The sequence below is a fragment of the Thalassotalea sp. PP2-459 genome (assembly GCF_001913705.1).
GTDB lineage: Bacteria > Pseudomonadota > Gammaproteobacteria > Enterobacterales > Alteromonadaceae > Thalassotalea_C > Thalassotalea_C hakodatensis.
Genome location: NZ_MKQD01000038.1, coordinates 149025 through 168147 on the forward strand (window position 1 = coordinate 149025; position 19123 = coordinate 168147).

16 protein-coding genes and 1 pseudogene are annotated in these 19123 nt (G+C 39.1%); 4 read left to right on the top strand and 13 right to left on the bottom strand.

Translation table 11 applies throughout. The annotated features are described in order from the left end of the window. Positions 1-12: 12 nt before the first annotated feature. From BI291_RS09245 to BI291_RS09255, 3 genes are all read right to left on the bottom strand, one after another. Positions 13-1452 (bottom strand): serine hydrolase, encoded by a 1440-nt coding sequence (locus tag BI291_RS09245; protein WP_074498463.1) that lies wholly within the window; start codon positions 1450-1452, stop codon positions 13-15. A 68-nt stretch (positions 1453-1520) separates the two neighbouring features. Next, positions 1521-2441, bottom strand: coding sequence for a winged helix-turn-helix domain-containing protein (locus tag BI291_RS09250; RefSeq protein ID WP_074498464.1), 921 nt, complete (start codon positions 2439-2441; stop codon positions 1521-1523). 209 nt (positions 2442-2650) lie between these two features. Beyond that, on the bottom strand, positions 2651-3238 hold the full coding sequence (locus BI291_RS09255; RefSeq protein ID WP_074498486.1) for a hypothetical protein: 588 nt from the start codon (positions 3236-3238) through the stop codon (positions 2651-2653). Positions 3239-3460: 222 nt separating this feature from the next. Between BI291_RS09255 and BI291_RS18730 the strand changes: the two are divergent. Beyond that, positions 3461-3535: pseudogene (locus tag BI291_RS18730) on the top strand (endonuclease III); the annotation flags it as partial. Between the two features lie 49 nt (positions 3536-3584). Here BI291_RS18730 and BI291_RS09260 read toward each other — a convergent pair. The 7 genes from BI291_RS09260 to BI291_RS09290 all read right to left on the bottom strand — a co-directional run bounded on the left by BI291_RS09260 (position 3585) and on the right by BI291_RS09290 (position 12862). After that, positions 3585-5648 (bottom strand): S9 family peptidase, encoded by a 2064-nt coding sequence (locus BI291_RS09260; RefSeq protein WP_074498465.1) that lies wholly within the window; start codon positions 5646-5648, stop codon positions 3585-3587. A gap of 49 nt (positions 5649-5697) precedes the next feature. Then, entirely contained in the window at positions 5698-7530 is a 1833-nt protein-coding gene (locus BI291_RS09265; protein WP_074498466.1) for a hypothetical protein, read from the bottom strand. Positions 7531-7539: 9 nt separating this feature from the next. Continuing rightward, positions 7540-8442, bottom strand: coding sequence for an ABC transporter ATP-binding protein (locus tag BI291_RS09270; RefSeq protein ID WP_074498467.1), 903 nt, complete (start codon positions 8440-8442; stop codon positions 7540-7542). An 18-nt stretch (positions 8443-8460) separates the two neighbouring features. Beyond that, positions 8461-8850, bottom strand: coding sequence for a GntR family transcriptional regulator (locus tag BI291_RS09275; protein ID WP_074498468.1), 390 nt, complete (start codon positions 8848-8850; stop codon positions 8461-8463). A 797-nt stretch (positions 8851-9647) separates the two neighbouring features. Next, a complete protein-coding gene (locus BI291_RS09280) occupies positions 9648-11681 on the bottom strand; it encodes a TonB-dependent receptor (protein WP_083601985.1) in 2034 nt (677 codons plus the stop codon). 108 nt (positions 11682-11789) lie between these two features. Continuing rightward, entirely contained in the window at positions 11790-12143 is a 354-nt protein-coding gene (locus BI291_RS09285) for a hypothetical protein (RefSeq protein ID WP_074498469.1), read from the bottom strand. Next, a complete protein-coding gene (locus BI291_RS09290) occupies positions 12140-12862 on the bottom strand; it encodes a DUF4198 domain-containing protein (protein ID WP_074498470.1) in 723 nt (240 codons plus the stop codon). The genes BI291_RS09285 and BI291_RS09290 overlap by 4 nt, the downstream gene beginning before the upstream one ends. A gap of 291 nt (positions 12863-13153) precedes the next feature. Between BI291_RS09290 and BI291_RS09295 the strand changes: the two genes are divergently transcribed. Further along, positions 13154-13975: a DUF4198 domain-containing protein gene (locus tag BI291_RS09295; RefSeq protein WP_083601986.1), complete on the top strand. Its 822-nt coding sequence runs from the start codon at positions 13154-13156 to the stop codon at positions 13973-13975. A gap of 106 nt (positions 13976-14081) precedes the next feature. Here BI291_RS09295 and BI291_RS09300 read toward each other — a convergent pair whose 3' ends face one another. Both BI291_RS09300 and BI291_RS09305 read right to left on the bottom strand, forming a co-directional pair. Next, the gene (locus tag BI291_RS09300) at positions 14082-14795 is read right to left on the bottom strand and encodes an anti-sigma factor (protein WP_074498471.1); all 714 of its coding nucleotides are present in this window, start codon (positions 14793-14795) and stop codon (positions 14082-14084) included. Continuing rightward, positions 14792-15331 carry a sigma-70 family RNA polymerase sigma factor gene (locus BI291_RS09305; RefSeq protein WP_074498472.1) on the bottom strand — a complete coding sequence of 180 codons (540 nt, stop codon included), beginning with the start codon at positions 15329-15331 and terminating at the stop codon, positions 14792-14794. The genes BI291_RS09300 and BI291_RS09305 overlap by 4 nt, the downstream gene beginning before the upstream one ends. 365 nt (positions 15332-15696) lie before the next feature. Here BI291_RS09305 and BI291_RS09310 point away from each other — a divergent pair, with 365 nt between their 5' ends. Then, positions 15697-17289 carry a DUF4331 domain-containing protein gene (locus BI291_RS09310; RefSeq protein ID WP_074498473.1) on the top strand — a complete coding sequence of 531 codons (1593 nt, stop codon included), beginning with the start codon at positions 15697-15699 and terminating at the stop codon, positions 17287-17289. Positions 17290-17315: 26 nt separating this feature from the next. Next, a complete protein-coding gene (locus BI291_RS09315; protein WP_074498474.1) occupies positions 17316-17837 on the top strand; it encodes an Ig-like domain-containing protein in 522 nt (173 codons plus the stop codon). 106 nt (positions 17838-17943) lie between these two features. On the opposite strand, the gene BI291_RS09320 is transcribed toward BI291_RS09315, so the two are convergent. Continuing rightward, the gene (locus BI291_RS09320; RefSeq protein ID WP_074498475.1) at positions 17944-18828 is read right to left on the bottom strand and encodes a LysR family transcriptional regulator; all 885 of its coding nucleotides are present in this window, start codon (positions 18826-18828) and stop codon (positions 17944-17946) included. Between the last annotated feature and the right edge of the window lie 295 nt (positions 18829-19123).

Below are 19123 nucleotides of genomic sequence, written 5' to 3' on the forward strand. Positions count from 1 at the left end.
CAGTTGAATTGATTAATCTAATTTTTGGTTAATCAATTGAATTGAGTAAGTTTGATCTTTACCCGTATTAACTTCAAAGTGGTTACCCTTACCGTCAAACTCAGTAATACCCACTTTATTTACCATCAATAGTCGCTGACCTTGTTCAGTGCTATAGAAAAAGACGGGCCATTGTTTAATGGCGGCTTTGTTTACGTTAAAAGTGTTTAACCAACGCGAGTAATCAGTCGTGCTATCCGTTAAAAGACACTCGTTTTCTTGGCAGCTTGCCGTACCTTGTAGGCTCTTGCCGTTATTATTAATGTGATATTCAGTGCTAGTTAATGTTTCAGGCTTGACGCTATCAATGTAAAGGCCAGCTAACGCAAACACGAATTTATCAATTGAGGAAATCCAGCTACTATTGGATAAAAAGGTAATACTTAAATCATACTCAGGATATATTGCTAGCATTGAGCGAGCTCCCGGTGTAGCTCCAGCATGATGATAAACTTTACGCCCATGTAAATCTTTAGCTATACGCCAACCAAAACCAACGTCAAAGTTTCGACTTGTTACGGGATTTCCGTCTTGAGTTGTTGTTGGCGTAAACAGTAGTTGCTGGTAAGGTTTTTGAGTCTTTGCTTTTTTTAAGACTTCTCCCCCAAAAAAGGCTAAATCACTTGCCGATGCATAAAGCCCTGCACCAAAAACACTATACGACTTTTCGCCAAACACAATTTCACTTCCCCCCATTTTACTTAGTTCATAAAGTCTTGAACTGCGTTCATGAAGGTCGTTGATATTCTCTATCGCTGGTGTTTCTTTACCTGACCAACGGGTAATAAAATTTTCAACACTCACTGTTAATGGTTGTTTGGTTATTTTCTCGTATAAAGCGCCAGCTAACGTATAGCCATGTGTAGAATAAAGATATTCAGTACCGGGGCGAGATAATAAATCTCGATCCTTGAGTGTTTTAGCTGCTTCAACAGCTGTATCGAAATGTGCGTCATAAATATCATAATCTTTTATTTGATAATGTGGCATTCCCGATGTATGTGATAGTAATTGCCTTACTGTGATGCTGTGATATTTTTTATTGAGTTCAGGATAATACTGCCTAATGCTGACATCAGGGTTTAGCTGATCATTAATGACTAATTCAGCTAACATAGTGGCGCCTATAACTTTTGACACACTGGCTAACCTGAACGTGGTATTAGGCTTGGCGGGTAGTTTACTTTTTATATCAGAAAAACCAGTGGCAACAGACGCAACAAGTTTACCTTTATGCACTACAGCCACTGAAAACCCGGGAACTCCAGTAACTTCATTCAAGCTAGTGAGCAGTTTTGTTAACTGCCGTTCATAGCTTTGTTTATTATAGTGCTTAACTTCATCGTGATTTTTTGCTGTAGATTTTGGCATATTAATAATACATGCCAGTAAAATAAATAATGGTATTTTCATATCATGCTCCTTTTTTCCATTGAGCATGAGTTGTTAAAAAAGCGCGAGTTAATAAAGGTTATGAATAGTTATGCTGGGTTAGCAAGCGCCTTTAACACTGGCCAGATAGGGTCTTTAGCATATTCACGTTGCTGTTTATTTAAATACAATTTCCCAGATGACATTAACGATTCAATGCCACTCAATTGTGATTGTAATGCTTGAAGTAACGATGACGTTGATGACATAGAAAACGAACTAGTCCGTAATATTGTTGCGGTAGTTGGCTCTACTATGCTTAGCTTTATTGTCGTGTTGTTGTTTACTTCTATCACTTCAAAATAACTAATTAATGCAAGCCGATCTTTTCTTGCTTGTAATGGTAAGACTAACTCTTTTCGTTGGTTTGATAATATGAGTTGAAGACGCTGTTCTTCATTTGCTTGGCTAAGCAAATCATTCCATGTTTGGTAAATACTTAACGCATTCTCAGGCATTTCATTAAGAGGGGTATTACTCCATAGCGCAATCCGATTGTTACTTGTCGCTTTGTCATAATTCGTTGATTGAGTCACGAATATTAATATGATTATTGTCATTAACAACGCCACAAACGTTATACCGAACACTTTTTTGTTTAACCGAGGAATTTTATCTGTGTTTACGTTGGGGCTCGGTTCAGGAACAAACGTTTGATCTATTGGTATGACCTCTTGCTCAATTAGTAATCGGTACCCTTCCCCCCTTACCGTTTGAATTGAAAGGCCTTTTATTGTTGATTGCTCTAGTGACTTTCGTAAAACAAATACTCGCTGCTTTAAAGTGTCAGGACTAATAACATTGTTAGGCCAAACACTTGTCATGAGCGTTTTATTTGATACAACGAATTCTGGTGTTTGTGCCAGCGTGAACAGTAATTTAAAACTTAACGGATTTAAAGTCACTGATTGATTATCTTTAGTGACAAGGTATTTTATTTCGTCAAATTTTATCGTTTTACTCTCTGTCATGAGGGTTAAGTCATCCTAAAATAAAGCATATTATCTCTCTCACTAAAATTGTATCAGGTCATCATGAATGAGAATATAGTTAGTATTGCCCGTCCGGCTGTAGTGAAAACAGAGCATGAAAACAGAGTAAGCTAGTGATTACTCTGTGCTTGTTGTCGTCATGAGCAATAAATACATACTGATATTTAAATCCCTATTTACCAACACGTTTATTTATCGCTATATCCCCATGGCGCGCCAGGTGGCGTAATAGGTTTTGTTAAATCGAAATCCACTCTAAATTCACGGCCTTCTCGAATCATGCGGTAGGTAAATTTTTCAGGATAAATAAACATTTGCCACGTATTACCATTTGATTGTGGTATGCCGTGTTTTACAAACATCTCTTTTGAATACTGATCAGCTGGAAAAGATTGCACTCGCTCCCAGCCTGCATCCAAGGTATGGCCGCCATACATGGTAGATTTATCATAAGTACCATCTGCTTGACGATGATCATGCTTTAGAGAAATGCCAGAGCCCGTTTTAGTTAAAATCCACGTACGGGAGGCATCGTTCCCTACATGAAATGGAATTTGCAGTTGACGATCAGTACATTTACGAACATGCATCACTAATTTTTTATTGGAAAAACTACTTCCATTAGCATTGTCGACGGTAACTTTTCCTTGATAGGCTTTGCCACAATGTTTTTTTATATGTTCAAAATAAGCATCTTGGGTCGAAATAGAGACTTCTGGCGCAGGAAAAATAACAGATTTTCTTTCAGTAACATTTACGTCTGCCTTACCGCCCATACTTACGCTTAAGGCAGTTCCACCAACAATAAAAAACGATAAAATAGATGTTCTCATGACAATTCTTTTCTCTAAATAATTGTTAACTACTGATGTTATCAGCTATCTGATAACAGACACAACACGGAACTATCACCATAGATAAACATACCGACCCTGTATCTAATTACACTAAATTCAATGTAGCTGTCTCCATGGGCTTATAATCCATAGCAAAATTCCTGCACAGCACGTAAACCTAATTGTAATGACTGTATTTATGAAGATCTTTGTGAGTACAAGGGCAAAATTAGCTAATTCTTTTTGTCATTATTCAACGAGGGTAGCCTTTAAAAGAGCATTTTTATTAAAGGCCTTTGTTGAGGGTAAAATATTGTTTGACCTCTTTTGTACTGAACACTTCCATCTCCAATATATACTTTTGGTACGTTTTCTCGTTAGATTTATGTACCTGACCGCCTAAATGTTCAGCAAAGAAGTGCTCCATTAAATATGTCAGTGATAACCAAGTAGGTTCCCTATGAAATGAATGGTTCGCCTGTTTATCTATAAATAAGCTGACAGGTTTATTTGCCAGTTTTAGTGCCAGTGAAAAAGACTTAACATCTGATACCGGCACTTTAATGTCTTTAGCTCCTGCAGCAATAATTAACGGGGCTTTAATCGCCATTTTATGGGCGTCTGGCGATATTGAATAAAGTCGGTCCACTTCAGCTTGGTTTCTGTCGTCTATTAAAAAAACTCTGTCTTGATGAATTCGATCAAACCCTCTTTTCGGTTTGCTGCGCCCCATTTTTTTTCGTATTTTCTCTGAGTTAAAACTAGGCATCTGGGCTGGTGGCGCTGTTGCAAAACCTGCCTTAAAATAGTTTGGCTCAAATGCTAATGCCCCTAACACCGAAAAACCACCAAAAGAATGACCGAAGATACCTAGTTTATCTCTATTGCCAATACCTTTATCGAGTAAAGTCTCAATGCCATCAATAATGTCATTGTGAGTTTTCCCTTTACCGAAAGTTTTAGCGCCAGCTAGAATAAAGTCGACACCAAATCCCCAAGATGCTCTAAAGTTTGGCTGAAATACAATGTAGCCATTACTCACTAACAATTGAGTGATGACATCATATTCGCCCTTAAGTCGTTTCCAAGGTCCCCCATGAACAAAGGTAACTAATGGTGCAGATTTCAACGCTGTATTTTTTGGTAGCCACACATAGCTTTGAACTGATAAACCATCTCTAGCTTTGTATGTGAGTGGCATTGCTTCAATTAAATTATGCTCAGCGATTTTTGGAGATTTTTGCTCAACTAATTGAGTGATATTTTTCAGGTTATTCGTTTCTGGAAAGTAATAATAATAAGACGATAGTTGCATATTACCGCCAGTTACTTCGACCAACCATCGCGACATATCTTCATTAAGTTGTAGTTTTAAGTTCTTGCGTGAAAATGACAGTGTTAACTGTTTTAATGCTGATTGAACCGAGCTTATTGGGCTATAAAATTGTCTAAAATCTCCAAAAAAACTCGTATAAATGTGCTTACCATTTCGTACCAGAGTATGTTCCCTATCAGAGATACCTTTAGGATCAGCAAGTAGCAAGGACTCTTTCTTCGTTTCAACATCCAGAGATGCAAGCGCATCAATAGGTGATTGCGCGTTACTGTTAATGAATAATTTGCCGCTTTTTATGTCGACACCTTTTAAACTGCACCGTTTTATCATATCGCAAGTACGTAAACTTCGAGTTTTACCCTGTTCTTTGGCGAAAATTTCAATGCGATCATTAAAATGAAGCGAATAAAATAAGGTACCCTTTTGAGGATAGTGATAAAAGTTTCGAATTGTCTCAACTGACTCCAACAACAATATAGGTTTTTCCAAACGACCAAGACGGAATATCCGATGGGACTTTTCGTCATTTTCACTGTAATAAATAACATCTAACCTTGAGTCATACTTTTCAAACGTTTGATTTGTCGACTTGTCAAACTTCATAATTGTTGTTCTTTTATGAATGTCACTTAAAGAGAGCTCAACTATACTGGTATTAGTAACAACAAATAATGACTCACTTGAACGGTGCCAAACAGGAAGGATGATGTTTGGTGCGGTTAACAACTTAATCGTTTTATGCGTTTTTAAATCAAGAACCATCAAGTGGCGAAGTGATTTATTGTCTAGAGCATATATCCAGACGATTTTTTTACCGTCAGGTGAGAGAGTAACCTGATGACTACTAGGGCGTTGATAAAAATCTTCTAACAATGGCCGTTTAGCTTGTTTTTCTTCATCTTGATTCAACGCTTGAGTAGATAATTCAATCGCTACCACTTGATAAGGTGATAACCATAATACTGTGAATGAGGCGCACAAAAGCCTCACCCAAATAAATACTTGGTGATTCATGTTAGTTTTCCTATGTTTTAGTACAGTAATGACTGCACCTTAGGCCGTGTTATTGGGTGGTTATTACTGAATTATTGTCAATTGGCTTGTCTGGCCGCCAATCAGAAAAAAACCAACATGTTATTAATCCGGGTATTCCAGCCAATGTACTTCCAATAACCCAACAAACTTTTTCAGTCATCGACTTTGTTGAGCGCAACATTAACAATGTCGTTATTAACGCAACAAGAATCATCATGACAATGGAGGCGAGAAGTTGAGCTTGAGGAACATTTACGTTCAATCCTTTAACAAAATAAAATTTTGCATGACCATACACATAGGAAATAACAAAATCTCGATAAAACATCCAATCTGACCAGCCTTGCTTAAACGGCCGTGAAGCAATTTGAATTACATCGGCCTCATACGCAGCTTTATAGGTAACAGAATAACCGTCTTTAATATCTGCTGAACCTCTATCATAGGTATTATATTTGGTGGTTCCAATATTAATCGATATCAAGTGACCATCAAACAATTCAGCAAACGTGATATTTTTTACTGTGTCTATTGGAGTATTTAAAGGAATGGTTGCTGTTGGTTTCAAAACAACGCCGTCACTAAAAAACTGGTTTTTCATAAACATCTGAATTTCATTAGTAAGCAGTACAGCGACAAAATTAGATCCCACAAAAGGCGTATATTCAACTCGTTGGTTTTCTGTTATTGGTAATTTAACATCAAATACTTGTTCAGATTCGTTATATTGCATAAGAGCATTTGGAAGATATAAATACCCCTGACTAAAAAATGGTACGTAATCAAATTTCTCAGCTAATTCTAACGACTCAGCTCTGCCCCTTTTACCTAACCAACCAACAAAATCTTCGTTGCGATCAAATCCCGAAAACAACATAAATTGATGTGAATAACGCCAACTAATTTTATGCGTTTTATCAAAGAAGCTAGCACCACGATCATCCATAATTGGTTGATTTTCTATCATTTTAGGTAAAGCTTCACCGTTAATTGGTGAAAAATAAGAAAACGTAGATAATGATAATTCGTTTTGAAAGTTGGCATACTGATCTTGTTCTATTCCATTAATATTCCATAACATGCGTTGCTTATCATCCATAATAACGGCGTTTGAATAATAATTAACATCATCTTGTGGCGATAGATCGACTGTTCTCAATGAAGTACCAATGTGACCCATTTCAAATGTCGCTAAGCTAATTAATATAAATAAGCTGTATTGGGTCACCACGTTACTACACAGTGATGATATCGGTTTATGCAAATTTTTCTGCAAATCTTCTTTAAAAGTTGACCACGATAAGAGAAACAAAAGTAAAGTCACGAAAATTAATGGTGCAAACTGTTCAACACCTTTTACTTCAGCAGCCAACACATAGAATGGGATCAACACAATCACATAAGCTAGTTTTTTGGGATGCAAAGTAACAAAAACTCCTGCGAAGTAGAAACTCAGTGCAGTAAGCGTAATATAAGGAATTAATAAGAAGTGACGAGGTTCTACTAATATGGGTTGGTTTATATCAATAAGAAAAATATAAACAGTAAGTGGCACTAAAATGACCATAAAAAGTATAGCCAAAAACACTGAAGTTAACCCAGCATAAATTTTAAACATCGGCAGAGGTTTATGGATAAGATAAGTCCAATGGCTAGATTTTTTGTACAACAAAAACTGATTCACCCCTAGGGTAATAGCAAACAAACTTGGCACAATAATAAGCAAAATAAACGCTAATTCACTCATGGTGTACAATGGGCTTTTTGCATGTAATACAAAGAGCAATGCAACATAGATAACTGCACAAACTATGGTCAATTTTTTATATCGTAACCATTCACAATAAAATATCTGTTTCATCTTTTGTTCCTATAGCGCTTTTGATGCATGGTTTTGTGCCAAGATACTATTAATGGCTTTATCGAGGTTTACTGGGATCTTAAAAACATTGGATGCGCCATGTTCCAATAAATGTTCTTTGTAAGAGTCGTTTTGATCTAGCACAACTAGTTGGTAGGAGTCATCTATACGGTTAATATTCAGCAAGCCTGGAAAATTCTCTTTATTTGGCATTTTCTCTTCAAAATCAACCATCCAAGCACTAACTCGTTCAACAAACTCATCAGGCGTTGAATGAAATCGAAGTGCTCCTTTCTCCATAATAAGTAAGTCATCAGCGACTCTTTCCACTTCATCCATCGAATGCGAACAATAAACGATGCCGCACGAACTTAAATTTTGAATGCTAATTAATGCTTCTAGAAATGCGCGTTTAGCGACAACATCAAGCCCAAGAGTCGGCTCATCTAATAACAGTAATTTAGGCTGTTGCGCTAATGCCATTGCTAAATTAACACCCGCACGTTCTCCTCTAGAAAGTTCAGATATACGTTGTGTTTTAGCCACATTAAAAAAAGCAACAACATCGTTGTATACTGCATCATTCCAATTAACGTATAGCGCTTTGTGTATTGTTACCAATTTACCAACAGGCATCCAAAACGGTAAAGAGTGCTCTTCATTTACAAACCCTATATCGCCGCGTATTTTAGGGGATAAGAAATTTGTCGGCATACCCAACACTGTTGCGGTTCCATCCGATGGCGCAAGAACACCCAAAAGAATCTTAAATAACGTCGACTTACCGGCACCATTGCTTCCTACTATTGCCGTTGTTTTTCCGGCTTTAACCTTAATAGAAAGATTTTTGAGCGCATGTTTTTCGCCATAATATTTATTCAATTTATCCGTTTCAATGACGTATTTATTCATAGGACTGTTCCTGATTTATCATTTATCATTGATTCGATACAGCGTATTAAGCTCATTTTCAATCAACTCTAAAATTGTTTCTTGATCGATGTTCGTTCCCGCAATATCTGCAATAAAGTGACTAATCGCTTGTTTTACTTGTTGCATTTGCTCTTTCTCACTAGCGCTTCGTTCAGGAAACCTAGTGAATAACCCTAATCCAGTTTTAGCTTCGACCACACCTAATGCAGTAAGCTCTTTGTATGCCTTTGCCACAGTATTGGTATTGATCGCTAATTGAATCGCTAAACCACGTACACTGGGAAGCTTAGTGCCTGGAGGCAAATCACCTTTAACAATCTTAATATGAAGTTCATCGACAATCTGTTTGAAGATAGGTCGTGAATCTCCGACAGTTATATTAATCATATTGAACGCCGAAATAAGTTTGCCTAAAGCGTACCACCTTAAGTAGTACACCACAACACGTGTACCACTTCAAGTGGTACACGTAAATTTTATATTTATTGCTTCTCTGAATAAAAACAAATCATTTATAAAACAGAGAGTTGTACCTTTATCAATAAATGTTACAAAGTGATAATACATAACCGGATCTCGGGATAACAACTTACTTTCTAACAGTTGTTTTCCTTATTACTGCATTAAATTTATTTGCAATAGACACGTAATTGACGCACAAATTTGCCTTGCACTAAGAAAAAACTCCGTGCTAGAACAGTGTGATAAATAAAAAGCAAACATTTAACACAGGCTAATTTTACATGTTCCTTAACTTGTGTAACCTAGGCTAGGTGCGGTGTGTATATTGATGAAGATAAAGCTGGTACGTTAGCTATCACATATGGTTTTTGCTCTGAACACCTGAGGATGTAGGCTCCCCATGTATTCATTGAATTTATCTACTTTATTGGTTAACTAGCTACACGTACTTTACCACTTAAACTTGATACGTTTTTCGGCGATTCGTCTAACTGCTAGAGTTCATGTCGTCATTTGATCACAACCACACTTTATTTAGCAACTGGTAAATAATCAAACTGTTGGTATTTATTTTAGTGGCGAATCAGGGGCTATAACGCAGTAAAAGAGCCGATATTCACCTCATGTAGATTGCTAACTACAACAATTTTCAATGAACCGCCAACCAAAAACACTATCGTTCTTGGTTGGCAATAATCAATCAAAAAAACTTAGCGGACCAATTAAAAGCTTAATTGAACCCCTGCGTATAACGCGCGAGGTGCACCTGGAGATGCTCCTAAGCCGTTGACCGTAGAGGCATATACTTCGTCAGTCACGTTATCAACCCTAACAAACACTTTACTAGATTCTCCTACATTAAGGTTATAGGTTAACAGAAGGTCTAATACGGTATAATCGTCTGCCGAGCTGCTATTTTCCGCATTGATAAAGTATTCGCCCATATACCTGAGCGTTGTATTAAATCTAAGCCTATCGCTTGGAAACCAATCAAGCATCAGCGTTGCAGTTTGTTCTGGCACTCCATTGACGGCTTTACCCAGTAAGTCTCGGTTGAGGTTGCTATCAACCTCTGAGTCACTTTGCCCAAAAACACCCTTTACTTCGAATTGTTCGGATATTTTCCACCTTACACTGGCCTCTAAGCCTTTGCGGGTTGTTTGCCCAAAGTTGATAAATTCTCCTTGTGCGACTTCATTAATTTCATTAGAAGACTGAATATCATAAAGCGACACATCAAATTCAAGGTTTGCTGAAGGGAGAAAGAATAAACCCGCTTCATACTGCTTGATTTCGTTGACTTCAAGATCCTGTGCACCAGAGGCAAACTTGGCAAAGCCGCTAGCTAAAGCAAACCCTTCTGAGTAACTTGCTCTCAGCTGAAGACTATCAATAATATTATAATGAATACTTGCTTTAGGACTGACATTATTGACACTTTCTAACTCCTCGCATGGAGCGACTGCAGTTTCAGCTCCCAAGCGCTGGCAATCGCCATCAAACTGGTCAGCTCGTAATCCCAGTGAGACGTTAATACTTTCGGTGACATTCAAATCTGCTTCTGCAAACACCGCGTTACTGGTAAGGGTAGATCTGCGATTAAAATCGGCTAAAGACACTCTTTTGCGATTGTCTAAGTCTTCATAATACTGAAAATCCGTTTCCTCATTAAAGTGCTCTAATCCGGCGACATAAGAGAACTCGTACGTGCCCAAACGAACAACACCGTTTAGATTTGTACCTACACCATATACGTCTCTGTCGTAGGTTTCTTCTCGTTGTCGCCAATTTTCAGCCTGCGCGCCGCCACGGCTAAACCATCGGGTAAACGTTTGTTGAGTAGTGTAGGCATAGGTCAAAAGTTTGGTGTCTTGGTTAATCACATAACCAACATCTGCTCTCGCCGTGCCAAATTCTTTTTCAGTGCCGTCATTTTTTACTCTGGGGTCAATGCCGTAGGGGTCTACGTCAAACTGCGCTAGCGTTGTATAGCCTGCAGAACTTGCCTTTGCATCGTGATAACGGCCAGACAAACCAAATTCAAGTTGCTCAGTTATCCTGTAGCGAGTTTGCCCCGATACAGTGCTTCTTCGTGCATCTGACTGCGGGCGAAACCCATCGGTAGTGAAGTGCTGAGCTGCAAAATTAACATTATGTTTTTCGTTCAGCTCATTGCCGACAGCCACCTGAGCATCGAAAGTATCAAATGCTCCCCCACTTATATCAATGTCGGTATAGTTACCAGAGCTTCGCGTTTCAAGTGCTAATAACCCACCCCGATTAAAGTTGCCATAAAGTGCTGAAATCGGCCCCTTGTAAACGGTCACTTGCTCAATCTCAAGCGGCACAACAACATTTAAATCTGCATATCCATCTGCATGAGAGTTGGCTTCATTAAGAGGGAGCCCGTCAATAACGACGCCTAAATCCCCGCCATGAGCACCGTCGCCAAAGCCCCTTATAATCGTTGAGCTTGCTACTCCGCCAAGACCATAATCCCTTATGCTGACACCTGGTACATCCTCTAACAGTTCATTAATGTCCTTCACCTGTTTTGAACGAATATCTTCTGTTGATATCTGAGTTGCTGAATTGGAAAAGTTAAGTCTATTTAACGCTTGTCCTTTGACCGTGATCACTTCAATTGTTTTTCGCGACTCTTTATTACTTAACTCGTTCTCGACGTTTGCCAATACCATCGTGCTCATGCCTGCCGATATTGATACCATCGCTAACGTCATTTTGTTTTTATTCATAACTGCTCCATTGTCATAATCGCTTAACGCCAGCTATTTTTTAGCTGGCTCTCTTTCAACGTAAAAAAAACAAAACGCCTAACTAAATGAATTAGATGCAACTAAATATTATTCACTAACGTTTGATCGAGACAACGTTGGCAGTACTACTTCTTCAGACACTAAATGGTCCTCTTCCCCTTCAAGCATGATGCGATATCGATGACCAGGAACGCCAACAAGCTTAAATTGACCATAATGATTACTTTGCAACGTAATCTTGTTAAAACTGGTATCCGTTAGATTCTCTATGCTGATATATTGCCTAAATGAACCGTCATCATGAGAAGTACTGATCTGCCCTTCTATCACTGAAGAGCTAAGCACTCTTACTTCTAAATCCAATTCATGGGCATATAGGTGCGTACTGTAAGAAAACAGAAGTACTATTAACGTGATCAAATTACCGACATTGATTTTCATTTCTTATCTCCTGTGTAAAACCCAAACAAGTATTCATAACTTAATTCAGTATATTGTTCTTGTTGAACTTGGAATCGTTTACCTGCCCACAATTTATTGAAACCTGATTTAGGCACAAATTCAGCAATGCCCTCAGCGTTGGTTTCTATGTTGTCACCAATTTCCCCCTGACCAAGCTTAACCCCTGCTAAGGGTATTCCTTTTAACAAAACCTTTACACGCATGACTTTTCCAGCTTCTGGTTGACTGTCTTCTAAAGGAATTACCTCAAATTCTTGGTCAAGTGATTTAAGTACAACTGGTGACCACTCAATAACGGTTTTATGGTATTTTACGGCTTTAGTCGCTTGAGTTGCATGTGGTACTTGGTTCATGGGTTTGTTAACACTTTTACCCATTTTATCTTTACTCCATATTCCATTATCAAAGTAGATAGCGACTAGCGCGGTATTTGGCTGGATTTGCAATTGGCTAGCTTCACTTTTATCTGAGCGTGTTACGTTCAACGGCTTCCCTTTAGCATCAAACGCTGCTATTTTTTTTAACTTTTCCGGTTCATAGGCAACCTGTTTTCCACCATGCCCTCCGAACAATATATTATAAGTGTTCTTCTCTTTCGCAGGTTCAAGCCATACTGTATGTGCCATAGTTAAAGAACTATTTATAGCCAGTAGTAAGATCAACATACTTTTTATTCGATTTATTTTCCATTCAAACATAATTGCTCCGTTTATAAGTTTTCATGACGTAATTGTTAGTACTCAGTAACCTATTTTTAGTACTTCTTCCTCACTGAATTAAACTAAACGTGCAACTAAGCTAAATAGATGCAAAGAGGTATGCTTAAATTTATTTTCTTGTTTATTCATAAATCTGGCATCCAATATACGGGGTGAGGAGTATGGTTCTCTGATACAAAACTTACGCATCCATCAAGATGTTAATCACCCTAAAATGTAACGGTGCGTTAAATTCACACATTACAAAAAATAGAGTTCTAAGGAGAGCCTATGCGATTTATCACTAAATTTACCCTAATTGGTCTGCTGTGCATCAACGTTACATTCAGTTATGCCCACGATTTTTGGTTAAGTCCAAACTCTTTTCAAGCGGACAAAGCCCCCGTTAAGATCCCTGTAAAATTTTTAGTCGGTCATGCTAACGATGTTGGCGCTTGGGCTTTAAGTTGGAATAAAATCGTCGCGCTCAGAACTTATAGCGATGGCGCCTATCAAGACCAGCTAGAAAATATAATCGTGAACAACGGCATAGTTAAAGGCTTAGCTAATGTAGCACTGGCAGAGGAAGGAACGCATGTTTTAGGTTTTGAAAGTTATCATAGCTTTAGTAGTTTAAAGGCCGATAAGTTTAATGACTACGCAAAAAATGAAGGTTTAGCGCTCATACTAGAAGATCGTAAACGCTTGAATCAGACACAAACTAGCGGTCGCGAGATTTATTCGCGAAAAGCTAAAGCCTTATTACAGGTGGGCAATAAATTCACCGACAATGCTACTGTCGCTATTGGTCACATGCTTGAAATTGTTCCGCTACGCAACCCCTATCAATTAGGAGATGATAAAATATTACCGGTAAACGTTATGTTAAGGGGGAAGCCACTTGAAAGTGCCCTTGTTGATATTGCGCCACTTGCTGGAAGTAATATGGAAAAGCAAACCATGCGCACCAACGCTAAAGGGGAAGCGAGTTTTAAAATTGAAACGCAAGGTAGCTGGATAGTTAATGTTATTTGGAGTGTACCTAACACATACCGCAGCACAGCTGAATATGAAACATATTTTTCTAGCTTAACCTTTGGCTATGAGAAATAACTTAATCTTTCTATTTTGATAAAAAAGCGAGCCTTTACAAGGCTCGCTTTTTTTGATGTGAACACATTTGTCATGTGTTCACATCAACTAAGCGCTTTCCTACCCCCTATAATAAGGCCAACTGGGTAGTAAACAACACTTCTGTAGGTGCTCCTGTAGGACTGCCCCCTTTCGGTTCGATACTTACCGCCAACGCTGCAATTTCAACCTCGTCAAATACCCTCGGTTTAGGTAAAGTAAATGTGCCTTCCTGTTGCAATAAGCCGAGTGATATAGGCGCACCTCCTGATGCAGGAACAATCCATAGTTCATAATCATTTGCTGGACGTTTTGCCAAATTTTGCGTACTACGGATGAACAAGTTATCTTTACGTACATCTACTGACCACAACGTTTGTTGCTCAGCATTAGCAAACACAGCAACTGAGTTCGGCGATTTAAAATCGGTAGAAAACTGATAAAACATAACCGACAAGATAAAACTTGCTGCGACGGCAAGCCCGCTTATCACTTTCCAGCTCTTATTAGCGCTAGGTTGTTCTCTTATCTCATTTGATACTCGTGGATTAGTTAGATCATCGCTGTTGGATACAAAACCCAAACTAAGCTCAATTTTCTTCCACACTCTCGCGGGGGGGTCAATGGGCTTAATCGAAGTCGCCATCACATTTAATTGTGACTCCCAATATTGCACAGCGTCTTGTACCTTGGCATCCTTCACCTTCAACGATTCAAAGCGATGACGAGCAGGGCCCCGCAAGGTGCCTAACACATATTCAGATGCGAGCGAAGAGAGTAATTCTGATTGAGTATAATTCATAAGCTTAAACACCTCTCTAAGGCCTGAAGGCCTCGTCTGATCCAGCTTTTAATCGTACCTAGTGGCTTCTCCATGTGTGTCACCACTTCGCCATGAGAGCAACCATTAAAATAAGCCAAATGAATCGCTTGGCGCTGCAAACTATCTAATTCACCCATACAACGGTTGAGCTTACCTGACTCAATGTCAGTTTCAGGTTCTGCTTCATCAGAATGATATGAAGCCATGCCTTCTAAATCATCAACACCTTCTTCTTTACGTACTTTGCGATACCGTAAAATATCCAGAGCACGATAGCGTACGATACTGATTATCCAAGTAAGTACTGTTCCTTTACCTTCCGTATATTGGCTTGCGTTGTACCAAATTCTTACAAACGCTTCTTGCGTAGCTTCCTCTGCCAATTCAGGCTTTGCTAGCATTTTTAATGCAACCGCATACATCTGCCCACTGGTTTTGTTATAAATCGCTTCAAACGCCGAACGGTCGTTGCGAGCAACTTTAAGCAAAAGTGGCAATAACTCTTCATGTTCCATTTTTTTTCCCATTGTTTACTTATTTCAATATTCAACTATCCAAACGGCTCAGCCTTGAAATTGGATGCAATCAAAAGTAAAGGGTAAGAAGTGCAAAACTTTTGAAATTCATTTTAATTATTTTAGACTTTAGTATAGGGACTTTTTTTGATTTGTCTTGTTCCGATCAACAACTAAAACTAAAGGCCAACAATAGTAACTATTCAAGTGTTCACAATTAAAATAAGATCAATTGTTGTCACCTCAGGTAGTCGAGTAATTTTCTAAGGTAAACAAGTCTTAAAAAAAATTTTAATTTTTATGCATCCAGTTGCTTTCCTCGCTCGTTTGGCTTGAGGTAATTTAAACGAAAAGGAAAGCAAACTATGAAAAAAGCACATCTATCACTAATAATACCAGCCTTATGCTGTGTAGCCATTAGTAGTACCATACAAGCATCTAGCCACCGTGAAGCACCAAATATTACTCGCTTCCCTACCGTCGACTCTACCGACTTTTACGCTTTTAATAGCTATGAAGAAGGCCGTGGAGACTACGTGACTATGATTGCAAACTATATTCCTTTGCAAGATGCTTACGGCGGCCCAAATTATTTCCCCATGGATCCAGAAGCTATCTATAGCATTCATATAGATACTGACGGCGATGCCGTTGAAGATATTACCTTTGCCTTTGACTTTGAACGCAGCCTCGCAAACAATAATCAAGGAGTGAAGTTAACTGTTGGTCCGGAAGGAAATCAGCGTTCAGTGGGCGTGCCACTCGTTAATATTGGCCCTGTGTCGGCCACAGATCAAAACAGCGCAAATTTTGCTGAATCATACACATTAACAATGATTGAAGGCGATACTCGCAGCGGTACACACACACCCATCAGCAATGCAACTAGCGGCGGTGAAAGTTTTAGTAAGCCTCTGGATTACATTGGTAATAAAACATTTTCTAATATGGCAGGATATCAGGACTACGCCAATAGCTTCGTGTATGACATTTCCATACCTGGCTGTAGCACCATGGGCCGTGTGTTTGTAGGTCAGCGTAAAGACCCATTTGTGGTCAACCTAGGCGAAACTTTCGATCTAGTGAACTATGTACCAGTAGAAGGTGATAGCGCACCAGGTGCTAATGATAACGGCGGTTTTCCCGGCGGCATTACACAAGATGCAGGTAATGATGATTTGGCCAATAAAAACGTAACGAGCATTGCTATTGAAGTACCTAAGGCATGCATAACAGGTGACGGCAACGGCACTATTGGAAGCTGGACCACCGCAAGCCTTCCGCAAGCGCGCGTGCTAAATCCGAATGCGACATTTGATAAACCAGAAGTTACTGGCGGTGCCATGACACAGGTTTCGCGTTTAGGCTCACCTCTGGTCAACGAATTAGTTATTGGTATTGAAGATAAAGATAAGTTCTCAAGCGCACATCCGATGAATGATGGGCAGTTTGCGGATTATGTCACGCACCCCGCATTGCCTGAGTTGCTGAACATTTTGTTTAAAGACCCCGTAAATGCGACGTTAGGAACAGACTTTGCAACGCTTGCGCCAACTAACTTCCCAAGAACAGATTTAGTCACTGCCTTTCTAACGGGTGTTGAAGGTGTAAACCAGCTTTCTACGGTAACTCCATCTGAAATGTTAAGACTAAACACTGGTATTCCTGCCACACCGCAATCAGAGCAATCTGCCTTTGGTGTTGCTGGTAATGACTTAGCTGGGTTTCCGAACGGTCGTCGCCCTGGTGATGATGTAGTAGATATTGCCCTTCGCGTAGCTATGGGGGCTTTATGTCACCCTATTCCAGTAAACGGAGAATCAACAAATCTTGGCTTATGTGCCCCAGAAGATGCTGTTGTAGGTAACGTGCCTTTTACCGATGGTGCCCCCTTAAATGCCAACATGATGGATGCAACATTCCCATACTTAGCAACGCCTAAAGCGGGCTCTGAATAAGCATACAATTAATGAAGGAATCAAACATGAATAAAATAAATGTATATCGTCTAAAACTGTTTGCTTTATCGTCGGTGGTGATAAGTTTGAGCGCTTGTTTGGATAGCGACAATGACGGTAAGGTTGTTATTGAGCCAAACGTACCACCAGTTGCAAATGACGCTAACTTAGCGACACAAACTGAAACAAACATTGTTGATAATTTGCCTGCTAGCGATGCTAATGGTGACCCACTGACCTATGAGATCAGCAGCGATCCAATGCTTGGTACCGTTGGTGTGACCTCAGATGGGACCTTTACTTACATCCCATTTGCCGAGCAAACAGGCTCTGACAGTTTTAGTTACACGGTGAGTGATGGTATTGCAAGCCCGGTCAGTGGAACTATCAATATCACAATCGAAGCCTTACAAGTTTCGTTTAGCCAATTCAGCCGCGACGCCTTTAATCAGGCTTCAACAGATACTCCACTGTCGGTTAATGGCAGAGAGTTTATCCAAGATGTGGCGAACCAAAGCGATTATCAAGACCTGATAGACGCTAATTAAATCTGCAAGCCAAGGATGGCTTGCTTTCACGCTTTTTTTGTCTTTCCATTATGTAAGTAACCTGAATGGCTATCACGTTTAGACCTTCTTAAACTGACTTAACTGATCATGCTGTATTTTTCGCATGAGTAATAAAATCGCTCAAGTAATCAATATGTGGTTCATCATTACGAATACCAACAAAGATCTGTTTATTGATACCCTGCTGACCAAAGCGAAGACTTTTGATCGGCATTGCATTTGAGTACTCATCAACCAGCCAACCAGGTAAGGCGCAAATTCCACGACCAGCAGCGACCATCTGTAACATAATCTCAGTGGTTTCAATCGTTTTGTGTTTTTTTACTGAACACTTAGCTGGATTAAGAAATTGACTAAAAATATCAAGTCTCATTGGTTCAACAGGATAACTAAAGAGAACTTCTTTAGTTAGTTGTTCAGGTAATACATATGCTTGTTTCGCCAGATCATGAGATTCAGAAACAACCAACCTATGCTCATAATTAAACACGGGAATATAGTCTATTTTTGGTTTATATAATGGATCTGGCGTTATTAATACATCAATTTCATAACTAAGTAATGCGCCCAATGCACCAAATTGAAATTCTTGCCTGACGTCCATATCAATGTCTGGCCAGTGTTCTAAATAAGATTGAATAACCCTGAGTAACCATTGATAACAAGGGTGACACTCCATTCCAATGCGTAACGAACCCATTTCACCTTTTGCAATTTGCTTGAGTAATAATTCCGTATGGGAAAACTGAGGCAGCATTCTATTAGCAAGAATTTGAATATGCTCACCTGCTGCTGTAAGCCGTAAACTCCGCCCATCTTTCTGCCAGATAGATGTACCAATTTGTCCTTCTAATTTTTTGATACTATGGCTCAATGCAGACTGCGTTAAATGTAATGAACTAGCCGCCTTAGTTAGCGTACCATGTGTTTTTATGGCGGTAAGTATTTCTAAATGGATCCTTTCTAACATGTTATTGGTCCTGTTCACTTTATCATGAGTAGAATTCATTAATTCATGAAATTATATCATTTATACTCATCAAATAAGGTTCGATACAATACCTCGAATAAAACGAATTAGCCACTAGAGCGTGTTGATCTTTGCTGTTTAAGTTTTGTTCAAATTACACGCCTTCTGATCGCGGCACTTGGATTATTGCATAGTCATTCAATGGTTAATTCAAGTAACAAAGAGCAGGAGGCGTTTAGTTGAACTCTTCGGGCTGTATCTGTTTGGCATTTCTACTGTGTTAACGCTTGACTGG

Excerpts from the sequence above, each read along its gene's own strand:
- BI291_RS09245 (WP_074498463.1), bottom strand. The coding sequence starts at position 1,452 with ATGAAAATACCATTATTTATTTTACTGGCATGTATTATTAATATGCCA.
- BI291_RS09250 (WP_074498464.1), bottom strand. The coding sequence starts at position 2,441 with ATGACAGAGAGTAAAACGATAAAATTTGACGAAATAAAATACCTTGTC.
- BI291_RS09255 (WP_074498486.1), bottom strand. The coding sequence starts at position 3,238 with ATGGGCGGTAAGGCAGACGTAAATGTTACTGAAAGAAAATCTGTTATT.
- BI291_RS09260 (WP_074498465.1), bottom strand. The coding sequence starts at position 5,648 with ATGAATCACCAAGTATTTATTTGGGTGAGGCTTTTGTGCGCCTCATTC.
- BI291_RS09265 (WP_074498466.1), bottom strand. The coding sequence starts at position 7,530 with ATGAAACAGATATTTTATTGTGAATGGTTACGATATAAAAAATTGACC.
- BI291_RS09270 (WP_074498467.1), bottom strand. The coding sequence starts at position 8,442 with ATGAATAAATACGTCATTGAAACGGATAAATTGAATAAATATTATGGC.
- BI291_RS09275 (WP_074498468.1), bottom strand. The coding sequence starts at position 8,850 with ATGATTAATATAACTGTCGGAGATTCACGACCTATCTTCAAACAGATT.
- BI291_RS09280 (WP_083601985.1), bottom strand. The coding sequence starts at position 11,681 with ATGAATAAAAACAAAATGACGTTAGCGATGGTATCAATATCGGCAGGC.
- BI291_RS09285 (WP_074498469.1), bottom strand. The coding sequence starts at position 12,143 with ATGAAAATCAATGTCGGTAATTTGATCACGTTAATAGTACTTCTGTTT.
- BI291_RS09290 (WP_074498470.1), bottom strand. The coding sequence starts at position 12,862 with ATGTTTGAATGGAAAATAAATCGAATAAAAAGTATGTTGATCTTACTA.
- BI291_RS09295 (WP_083601986.1), top strand. The coding sequence starts at position 13,154 with ATGCGATTTATCACTAAATTTACCCTAATTGGTCTGCTGTGCATCAAC.
- BI291_RS09300 (WP_074498471.1), bottom strand. The coding sequence starts at position 14,795 with ATGAATTATACTCAATCAGAATTACTCTCTTCGCTCGCATCTGAATAT.
- BI291_RS09305 (WP_074498472.1), bottom strand. The coding sequence starts at position 15,331 with ATGGAACATGAAGAGTTATTGCCACTTTTGCTTAAAGTTGCTCGCAAC.
- BI291_RS09310 (WP_074498473.1), top strand. The coding sequence starts at position 15,697 with ATGAAAAAAGCACATCTATCACTAATAATACCAGCCTTATGCTGTGTA.
- BI291_RS09315 (WP_074498474.1), top strand. The coding sequence starts at position 17,316 with ATGAATAAAATAAATGTATATCGTCTAAAACTGTTTGCTTTATCGTCG.
- BI291_RS09320 (WP_074498475.1), bottom strand. The coding sequence starts at position 18,828 with ATGTTAGAAAGGATCCATTTAGAAATACTTACCGCCATAAAAACACAT.